At 55.8% G+C, this 8,152-nt stretch carries 7 protein-coding genes; all 7 read left to right on the plus strand.

Going from position 1 to position 8,152, the window contains the following annotated elements; genetic code table 11:
* Positions 1 to 31 precede the first annotated feature (31 nt).
* A complete protein-coding gene (gene tssH / locus ACOTX7_RS13560; protein WP_221256113.1) occupies positions 32 to 2,647 on the plus strand; it encodes a type VI secretion system ATPase TssH in 2,616 nt (871 codons plus the stop codon).
* A 24-nt stretch (positions 2,648 to 2,671) separates the two neighbouring features.
* On the plus strand, positions 2,672 to 4,102 hold the full coding sequence (locus ACOTX7_RS13565) for a serine/threonine protein kinase (RefSeq protein ID WP_221813099.1): 1,431 nt from the start codon (positions 2,672 to 2,674) through the stop codon (positions 4,100 to 4,102).
* 25 nt (positions 4,103 to 4,127) lie between these two features.
* Positions 4,128 to 5,594, plus strand: coding sequence for a phospholipase (locus ACOTX7_RS13570; protein WP_221256111.1), 1,467 nt, complete (start codon positions 4,128 to 4,130; stop codon positions 5,592 to 5,594).
* On the plus strand, positions 5,591 to 6,352 hold the full coding sequence (locus ACOTX7_RS13575) for an ankyrin repeat domain-containing protein (RefSeq protein WP_407045037.1): 762 nt from the start codon (positions 5,591 to 5,593) through the stop codon (positions 6,350 to 6,352). The genes ACOTX7_RS13570 and ACOTX7_RS13575 overlap by 4 nt, the downstream gene beginning before the upstream one ends.
* A gap of 52 nt (positions 6,353 to 6,404) precedes the next feature.
* A complete protein-coding gene (locus ACOTX7_RS13580) occupies positions 6,405 to 6,815 on the plus strand; it encodes a hypothetical protein (protein WP_260630795.1) in 411 nt (136 codons plus the stop codon).
* Between the two features lie 167 nt (positions 6,816 to 6,982).
* Positions 6,983 to 7,417, plus strand: a complete 435-nt coding sequence (locus ACOTX7_RS13585; RefSeq protein WP_260630796.1) for an immunity protein Tsi6 family protein — start codon at positions 6,983 to 6,985, stop codon at positions 7,415 to 7,417.
* A gap of 85 nt (positions 7,418 to 7,502) precedes the next feature.
* A partial coding sequence (locus ACOTX7_RS13590; protein ID WP_421626090.1) for a type VI secretion system Vgr family protein occupies positions 7,503 to 8,152 on the plus strand: 650 nt, incomplete at its 3' end.

Below are 8,152 nucleotides of genomic sequence, written 5' to 3' on the forward strand. Positions count from 1 at the left end.
GTATACCGAATCATTGTTAATGGAAACTAACATGTCAGAAATTAGCCGTGCCGTGCTTTTCGGCAAACTGGATACGCTGTTATTTACCTCTCTGGAAAGCGCGACTGCCTTCTGTAAGCTGCGCGGCAACCCGTACGTTGAACTGGTGCACTGGCTGCATCAGCTGATGCAACAGCAGGATGGCGATCTGCAACAGGTCATCCGTCACTTCGCCCTTGATGAGCAGCAGCTGACGCGCGATATCGTGGCGGCGCTGGATGCCCTGCCGCGTGGCGCAAGTTCCGTGTCTGATCTTTCCGAGCATATCGACAGCGCCGTCGAGCGCGCCTGGGTCTACGGCTCGCTGAAGTTTGGCGTCAGCCGCATCCGCGGCGGCCATTTGCTGATCGGCATACTGAAAACGTGGAATCTGGCTAACGTGCTGAAAAGCATTTCGGCGCAGTTCACCCGTCTGAACGTTGAGGTGCTGATCGAGCAGTTCGACGCCATTTGCGCCAGCAGCAAAGAGAGCCAGCAGGCCACCGCCGCAGCGGACGCGCCTGCCGGGGCAGTACCGGCTGCGCAGGGCACGCTGGCGCAGTATGGTCAGGATCTGACGGCGCGCGCCCGGGAAGGGAAAATTGACCCGGTGGTGGGACGTGATGAAGAGATCCGCCAGATGATCGATATTCTGATGCGTCGTCGCCAGAACAACCCTTTATTGACCGGGGAAGCTGGCGTCGGAAAAACGGCGGTGGTGGAAGGGCTGGCGCTGCGAATCGCTGACGGCGACGTGCCGGAGCCGCTGCAAAACGTTCAGCTGTGGCTGCTGGATATCGGCATGCTTCAGGCCGGTGCGGGCATGAAAGGGGAATTTGAGGCGCGCCTCCAGGCGCTGATTAACGAGGTACAGTCCAGCGCCACGCCGATTATTCTGTTTATTGATGAGATCCACACCCTGATTGGCGCTGGCGGTCAGCAGGGCACCGGCGATGCTGCTAACCTGCTCAAGCCTGCCCTGGCGCGCGGACAACTGCGCACCATCGGCGCGACCACCTGGGCGGAATACAAGAAATATATCGAGAAAGATCCGGCGCTGACCCGCCGTTTTCAGACCGTGCAGGTTCACGAGCCGGACGAAGCCAAAGCCGTGCTGATGCTGCGCAGCACCGTGTCGCCGCTGGAAACCCATCATCAGGTTTTACTCCTCGACGAAGCGGTCAGCGCGGCAGTGAAACTGTCGCATCGCTATATTCCCGCGCGTCAGCTGCCGGATAAAGCGGTGGCGCTGCTCGACACCGCCTGTGCGCGCGTGGCCGTCAGCCAGAGCGCGCCGCCTGCCCAGCTGGAAGACTGCCTGCGTCACCTGGCGGCCCTGGACGTGGAGCTGGAAATTGCCGAACGCGAAGCGCGCGTGGGCGCAGGCGATCCGGCGCGTGTGGCAACCTTAACCGACGAGCGAGACGCGTACGAAAGCAAACGCGAAGCCCTGGCCCGTCGCTGGGAAGAGGAGCGCACGCGGGTGCAGGAGATTATCCGTCTGCGTGCCGCGCTGTTTGCGGCGGGTGATGAGGATACGGCTGAACTGCGTAGCCAGCTGGCAGAGCAGCAGCAGGCGCTGCATACCTTACATGGTGACGAACCGCTGCTGTTTGCCGCGGTGGATGAAAACGTGGTGGCTGCGGTGGTCTCGGACTGGACCGGGATCCCGCTGGGCCGGATGGTGAAAAATGAGATCGACGCGGTGCTGAACCTGGCAGACACGCTGAACCAGCGGGTTATTGGTCAGCGTCACGGTCTGGATCTGATTGCCCGGCGGGTAAAAACCTCGCGGGCGAAGCTTGACGATCCCAACAAACCGATCGGCGTATTTATGCTCTGCGGGCCGTCTGGTGTGGGTAAAACCGAAACCGCGCTGGCGCTGGCGGAGTCACTTTACGGCGGCGAGCAGAACGTCATTACCATCAACATGAGTGAATTCCAGGAAGCGCACACCGTTTCGACGTTAAAAGGTGCGCCTCCGGGCTATGTGGGCTATGGTGAAGGCGGCGTCTTAACCGAGGCCGTGCGCCGCCGTCCCTACAGCGTGGTGCTGCTGGACGAAATTGAAAAAGCGCACCCGGACGTGCATGAGATCTTCTTCCAGGTCTTTGACAAGGGCTGGATGGAAGACGGCGAAGGGCGTCACATTGATTTCCGCAACACCATTATTATTCTGACCTCTAACGTCGGCACCGACCTGATCGCCGCCATGTGCGCCGACCCGGACCTGATGCCGGAGCCTGACGCGTTAAGCGGCGCCCTGCGCCAGCCGCTGCTGGAGGTATTCCCGCCTGCGCTGCTGGGCCGCCTGCTGGTGGTGCCGTATTACCCGCTGAGCGACGAGATGCTGGGGCAGATTGTGCGTCTTCAGCTCGGGCGCATTCAGCGTCGCCTGGAAGAGAATCACAACATTATTTCTGAATTTGACGACAGCGTGGTCGAACAGATTGTTCAGCGCTGTACCGAGGTTGAGTCGGGCGGGCGTATGGTGGATGCGATTCTGACCAATACGTTGCTGCCTCAGATGAGCCAGATTTTACTTACCGCCAGCCGCAGCGACGAGCAGTACCGACGTCTGCATGTCACCTGCGAGCAGGGCGAGTTCCACTGTCAGTTTGCCGCGTAATAATCATCAAGAGAACTGTAAAAGATGACGGATAATGATAACAATCGGACTGTCCCAAACGCGCTCCCGGTCGGGTACCGTTTCAATGAGTTTGAGATAAAAGAGGTGATTGGCGGCGGCGGATTCGGCATCGTCTATCGCGCCTGGGATCACCAGCTCGAACGCACTATCGCTATCAAAGAGTTTATGCCTTCCTCCCTCGCCGTGCGCGGCGAGGACATGACGCTGGTACTGCGCAGCGAGCGCTTTGGCAAAGCGTTTTCTGCTGGCCTGAACAGCTTCATCCAGGAAGCCCGCCTGCTGGCGCGCTTCAACCACCCGAACCTGCTGCACGTACTGCGTTTCTGGGTGCAAAACGACACGGCCTATATGGGAACGCTGTTTTACAGCGGCACCACGCTGTCGCGTCTGCGGGAAGAAAAACCGGAACTGATTAACGAGGCGTGGATCCGCCGCATGCTGCCCATGCTCTTCGGTGCCATCAAAACGATCCACGACGAAGGCTACCTGCACCGCGACATCTCGCTGGATAACATTCAGATTCAGGACAACGGCCTGCCGGTGCTGCTTGATTTCGGATCGGCGCGCCGCACCATCGGTAACCTCTCTGATGAGACGGAAACCATGCTGCGTCCGGGGTTCGCGCCTATCGAGCAGTATACCGACGACAATGAAAGCGAGCAGGGGCCGTGGACGGATATCTACGCGCTCGGCGCCGTATTGCGCACCCTTATCGTCGGCTCTCCGCCGCCGGTCAGCGTGGTGCGTTCGATTCAGGACACCTGCAAACCGCTGGTGGAGCTGATGCCCCAGGGCTATTCCATCCCGCTGCTTCAGGCCATCGACAAGGCACTGGCGCTGCATATGGAAGACCGTCCGCAATCTATCGAGGAGTTTGCGGCATTGATCGAGATGCCTGTCGCCGGTATCGACGAGGTACTGACCGCGAAGAAGACCGGCACGATGCTGGTGCCGGTGGAAGAGGAGGCATCTGCTTCCGCGCTGGACTGGCGACGTTACAAGCTTCCGGGGCTGGTGGCCGCGGGCGTGCTGGTTGGGGTGGTTGCCGGTGCGATGCTGTTCGGCGGCGGTCATGAAACGCCAGAACAGACGGCGCAAACCCCTGCCGTCAGCCCTCCGGCTGAGACCTCTGCCGCAGCGGAAACCAGACCGGCAACGGCAGAGGTGAGCGAGCCGGTCACGCCACCGGCTACGGCGCAGCAGAGTGCGCCGCCTGTCGATGCCAGCCCGGTCGCGCTGGTGTACATCCGCATGCTCGATGGCGAGACGCTGAAGGTGAACGGCGAGTCTAAAGCGCTGCGTCCGGGCAATAACGGTTACGCCTCGCTGAAATTGCCAGCGGGTGAAACCCGCATTGAACTGGAAGGCAATGGAAGAACGCGTACCCAGACGCTGGATATTGCGAAGCCAGGTACCTGGCTGGTGAATCCGTAGGCCTGCGGGTAACAGGACGGAGCGAATGTATAACATCAAGTTTGTCTATCTGTTCCACGAGAACGTCTCGCCAGCGCTGTTTGCAAAAATTATCCGCCCGTCCGTTGCCGGACAGTGGATTATGTCGGTTCCCGACCATTCGCTGCGCTCGCTCTTCACGCGCTACGATCTGCTGCGCACGATCACCGGCGCGAATCCTTATCAGTCCGGGCGCGATACCCGCACGCTGATTGCGCAGGATTTAGAGATGGGCAGGGTGGTTGCCATTGACGAAAGTTTTCGTGACTGGTCATCAGTAACGGAAATTTTTTACATCAATGCCAAAGGGCAACTCCAGGCTGCCTCGCTGGTCGGCCTGGGCTGGTATCCGGTAAGTACGATTGTCGACCGCTATGAAACCATGGTGAGAACATACGGATCTCGCCCTGCGCCAACGGTACTGCCGAAACAGGTAGTGAAAGCTAAAACGGCGCAGGTGCCGGATGAGCCGACCCCGGGTAAAGACGGCAAAACCTATGCCTCGCAGCTTCAGAAGATGAGCAAAGCAGAACGCTGGCAGGCGCGTAAAGATCTGATCGCGAAGGGGAGCAATAGCCTTTATCCGGATGCGCAGATCGCCGCTAAGCGTCTGGCGGCGAATAATATCGCGGTGGAAAAAGCGAAGCTTGCGGAGAATATTTACAAGACCGTCAACCCGCTGGAAGCAACGCCCGGCGTGCCGGAGGGATGGACGGATATCAGTAATGACGATGCGCTGTTAGGAAAGTTCGGGCTGAACAAATCGATGCTCTTTGACGATGACACATCCCCCAATTTTCTGGCGCGCGTCTATCAACCGAAGCCGGAAGTGTTCGGCACTGACATGAACCCCACGCTGGTCTTCAGGGGATCGCGCGAGCCTGGTTTCGCCTCACTGTCTGAGAATGTCTCCTCTTTACTGACCAAAGGGGAGCTGGCGCCGGTGGTAAACGGGGCTGACTGGTCGAATAACTTCTCGCAGGGCATGGGTATGGCTTCAGATTATTATAAAAAGGCCGTGAGTATTGGTAAGGAGCTGGCAAGGTCAGGCCAGGATATTGATATTGCCGGACATTCCCTTGGCGGTGGCCTCGCCTCTGCAACCTCCATGGGCAGCGGGAAAGCGGGATGGACGTTCAATGCCGCAGGTCTGAATGCCGGAACCGTAGAAAAATATGGCGGTAAGGTATTAGGCAGTACGGATAATATCCAGGCGTATCGGGTTGAAGGGGAGTTGCTCACGAAGATTCAGGAAGTTAACGCCTGGGAAGATCTGAAAATGATGAAAGGGCATGTCCCGTCGTGGATCCTCAAGGAGGAGATCTCTGCGCTAAGCCCTAATGCTGCCGGAATACCTCACGATCTTCCCGGTGGCACCGGAAGCGCGCTGGATCGCCATGGGATTAATCAGGCGATTGATTGCATAGAGCAACAGAAGGATGAGGATATGTCGATTATCGGGAGTCGATTGTGAAAAAACGGTTGATGGCTTTTGTCGCGTTATGTTTTTTATTCATGATTCATGGGTGTAAGCAGGATATGGACCTTAATCCACAGGACTACTTCAGCGGTCAGCAGCTTGAACTGGCGAAAGCGATTGAAGAAGGCGACGTCGATGCGGTGAAGACGCTTGCGCCAGACAGCGACCTTAATCAACCTGGAAAGCAGGATATGACCCTGCTTTTCTGGGCCATTGGCAACGCAATTAATGATAAAAAAACGTCGACCCATTTAAAGGTGATTACGGTGCTTGTTCAGGCTGGCGCAGATCCACTCCAGCCTCGACCACAGGGAAAAAGCAGTCCTGCTGAATTTGCCCTGAAGGGAGACAGCGCGGACTGGATCGACGCGATGCTGGACGGTGGCCTCTCACCCAACGTGAAAGATAAGGTTTTCCACGAACCGATCGTCTTCCAGTCGCTTAAAGCGAAAAATACAGAGACGCTGGAAGCCATGCTCGATCGCGGTGCTGACGTCAACTCAACCAACTCACTGGGTAAAACGCTGGTGTTTGATGCCCTGGATAACCAGGCTTACGATCATGTCTTGTTGCTGCTCGATCGTGGAGCGGACCCATCAATTAAGGCCAAAAATGGCTGGTCGATGAGCAATGCGCTCGCGGACGCGCTGAATGGACTTGACCGAGGCAGTGAGCAATACGAGAGATTAAACGAAATAAAAGAGAAAGTTATCCAGAAAGGGGGTGAGTGGCCACCTGCGCCGGTTAAGTGATTGCTTAACGGCCATGAAAGTCAGAGATAAGGTTTTCATTTTCTGGGGATGCATGGATGCCTTGGCCATTGTGCTCTATTGTGCCCAGTCCGTGCGTCATGACAGGATCCCTTTTATTTCCGATATACACGCCTTCAGTACGGTTGTGAACACGCTGTCTGTTGGCGGGTATAGCGCTCTGGTTATTCTGTTCTTTATTTTCGATTTCGTATTATTGGTATCGCTTTTTGCTTCAGCATGGCTCTTTTGCCTAAGCAAGCCCTTTGCGAGGAGATTGGCGCTCTGTCAGGAATTTTTGCGACTGGTCTCCTTTCGATGCTCTGTTTCGCTTTTTCCACTGGCGTTGGATCTGGTGGGTGAGTCGAACGTCTGGCTGAATGGCATTTTATTCATCTTTTCAGAGTTTTTAAAAATTTACACCTTGTGGATTTTTAATTATGAAAGGACTGTATCTCTCAAATAATTAATGATCTTTTGCCTGGAGGGTGAAACGCAGTGTTCCGAAGTGCTATGCCGTTGATATGTTACTGGCAAGAGAATGACTTAAGTAATTATGCGGAAAAAATCCGAATGATTATTGACGTTTCATGTGTAAATTCATCGATTTTTATTTTCGCATAAGGATGCGTATTGCTCGATCTTCACAGCGAAGATGCCGTTATTAATCATTATGCCGATCGTTACCGTAACCTGATGCCGGTAAATAGCCGTAAGTCCATAAAGATAATGGATACAGCAGAAGCGCATGCATTTGAAATATGGGATAAATCATTACCTCTCGTCGTATCGGAAACGAACTCACTCGATAAAGCAGTAGGCGCTTTAGTGGGGCTGGCTGTGGGAGATGCTGTCGGGGCGGCGCTGGAATGTAAACGACGTGATAGCGAACATTCATTAAATTTGGGAACACTAGCCTCAAAAGCATTCTCAACTACGGATGAAGAACTGGCGAAGCATTTATCGAATGCAAATTATATAGCTTCGCAAATGGCCCAGGGTTTAAAAATAATTCTTCCACATGAACAAGACAGTGAATTTCTGAACAGAAAAAAATATCGCTTATAAAAAATTGCGCATATCTTTAGACAGCTTGTGGAAACAATTCGTCATTAAAAATTTTTTCAGCATAAACCATTATGGAATAAAGATTATGCTCAACCGAATTACCGTTCAGCTCCCGGTTGAGGGGCTGCTCTTCTGGAAACTCTCCGGCCGCGAGGCGATGTCCGAGTCGTTCGCGCTGACGCTGACGCTGCTCGGCACAGACGCGCGCATTGATCGCAGCAAGCTGCTGGGCCAGCCGGTCACGGTGACGATTCCGACGCAGAACCTGCTTACCCCCCGCTACATCAACGGCAAAGTCACGCGCGTGGCGGTGAGCGCCGTGGAGCTGACGGGCACCCGCTACGCGGTGTACCAGCTGACGGTGGAGCCGGACCTGTGGCCGATGAAGCGCGACCGTAACCTGCGTATCTTCCAGGGGCAGACGGTACCGCAGATTGTCAAAACCCTGCTGGGTGAGCACCAGGTTAACGTTGAGGACAAACTCACCGGCAGCTACCGGGTGTGGGACTACTGCGTGCAGTATCAGGAATCGAGCCTGGACTTCATCAGCCGCCTGATGGAGCTGGAGGGGATTGCGTACTCCTTCAGCCACGAGGCGGACAAGCACACCCTGGTACTCACCGACGCCGCGACACAGCACCAGCCGTTCAGCGGCTACGAGGTCATCCCTTACCACCAGACGCCGTCCGGCGGCAGTACGGATGAAGAGGGTATCAGCCAGTGGGCGCTGGAGGA

This window comes from Enterobacter cloacae complex sp. IR5418, assembly GCF_049238105.1.
GTDB classification, from domain to species: Bacteria; Pseudomonadota; Gammaproteobacteria; order Enterobacterales; family Enterobacteriaceae; genus Enterobacter; species Enterobacter hormaechei.

Bases quoted from the DNA above. Each gene is read 5' to 3' on its own strand.
- tssH (WP_221256113.1), top strand. From the start codon at position 32: ATGTCAGAAATTAGCCGTGCCGTGCTTTTCGGCAAACTGGATACGCTG.
- ACOTX7_RS13565 (WP_221813099.1), top strand. From the start codon at position 2,672: ATGACGGATAATGATAACAATCGGACTGTCCCAAACGCGCTCCCGGTC.
- ACOTX7_RS13570 (WP_221256111.1), top strand. From the start codon at position 4,128: ATGTATAACATCAAGTTTGTCTATCTGTTCCACGAGAACGTCTCGCCA.
- ACOTX7_RS13580 (WP_260630795.1), top strand. From the start codon at position 6,405: ATGGATGCCTTGGCCATTGTGCTCTATTGTGCCCAGTCCGTGCGTCAT.